1 protein-coding gene is annotated in these 1,440 nt (G+C 64.4%); it reads right to left on the bottom strand.

Annotated elements, in window-relative coordinates:
- Positions 1 to 1,440 (bottom strand): immunoglobulin-like domain-containing protein (locus HCU66_RS26905; protein ID WP_338136473.1); only part of this gene is annotated, 1,440 nt, incomplete at both ends.

Here is a 1,440-nt window from a genome sequence, read left to right as displayed (position 1 = left end):
ACCGACCGGGATGGTGATGGTCTGGCCGTTGGACAGGGTCACCACCACCGGCGAACCAGTCACCGGCGAAGTCACGGACGCGGTGTACACCACGGTGCCGCCTTCAGCCACACTCGAAGTGGCGGTCAGATTGACGGTCGAGGTATCGAGGGTGTCAGTGACGTCGGTAACCGCCGCCGCTGGGCTGGTCACCAGGCTCTCGAAATTGCCACCGGTGGCGGTGGAAATGGTCGCCTGGACCGTGCCCGCGTCTTTGTAGACGTCGTCCTTCGGTGCATCGACAGTCACCGAGCCGCTAGTCGCACCGGCGGCGATGGTGATCACCGCACCATTCGACAGGGTCACGGTGACCGGGGTGCCGGCGGCATTGGTCAGGGTCGCGGTGTAAACGATGGAGCCGCCTTCAGCCACCGAGTCGGTTGCCGACAGGCTGAGGGTGGTGGTGTCCGGGGTATCGGTAATCGAGGTATCCGCCGACTTGCCGTCGACTTCCAGCTTCTCGTAGTTGCCGCCCTTGGCGTCGTCGATCTTCACGCTCAGCGAACTGCCGCCCGCCAGGGCATCGTTGGGTGCAACGAAGTTGACAGAACCGCTGCTGGCACCAACCGGAATGGTGATGGTCTGGCCATTGGACAGGGTCACCACCACCGGCGAACCTGTCACTGGTGCAGAGACGGACGCGGTGTACACCACGGTGCCGCCCTCGGCCACAGTGCTGGTCGCGGTCAGATTGACGGTCGAAGTATCGAGGGTGTCGGTGACGATAGTGACTGCCGGGGCAGTGCTAGGCACCAGGTTCTCGAAATTGCCACCGGTGGCGGTGGAGATGGTCGCCTGAACCGTGCCGGCATCTTTATAGACGTCATCAGCAGGGGCGGCGACGCTCACGCTGCCGGTGGTCGCACCGGCGGCGATGGTGATCACGGCGCCGTTGCTCAGGGTCACGGTGACCGGCGTGCCGGCCGGATTGGTCAGGGTCGCGGTGTAGACGATGGAGCCGCCTTCGGCCACTTCGGTGGACGCCGACAGGCTCAGGCCGGTGTCATCTTTCGAATCGGTGATGGTGGTGAGTGCCGGCTCGGTGCTCGGGGTCAGTTGTTCGAAATTGCCGCCGGTGGTGCCGGTGATCGTGGTGCTGACGGTACTGCCGTTGTTGTAGACGTCGTTGGCCGGGGTATCGACCGTCACGCTGCCGGTGGTCTTGCCCGCTTCGATGGTAATGACCGAGCCATTGCTCAAGGTCACGGTCATCGGCGTGCCCGCCGGGTTGGTCAGGGTGGCGGTGTAGGTGATCTGGCCGCCTTCGACGACGGAGCCAGTGGCGCTGAGGCTCAGGCCGGTGTTGTCGACCGAGTCGGTAATGGTGGTGACGGCCGGAGTCGTGTTCGGCACCAGGTTCTCGTAGTTGCCGCCGGTAGCGCCAGTGATCGTGGTGCTGAC

This window comes from Pseudomonas frederiksbergensis (assembly GCF_017114915.1).
GTDB lineage: Bacteria > Pseudomonadota > Gammaproteobacteria > Pseudomonadales > Pseudomonadaceae > Aquipseudomonas > Aquipseudomonas frederiksbergensis_I.
This window is presented reverse-complemented; position numbering and strand designations above follow the sequence as displayed.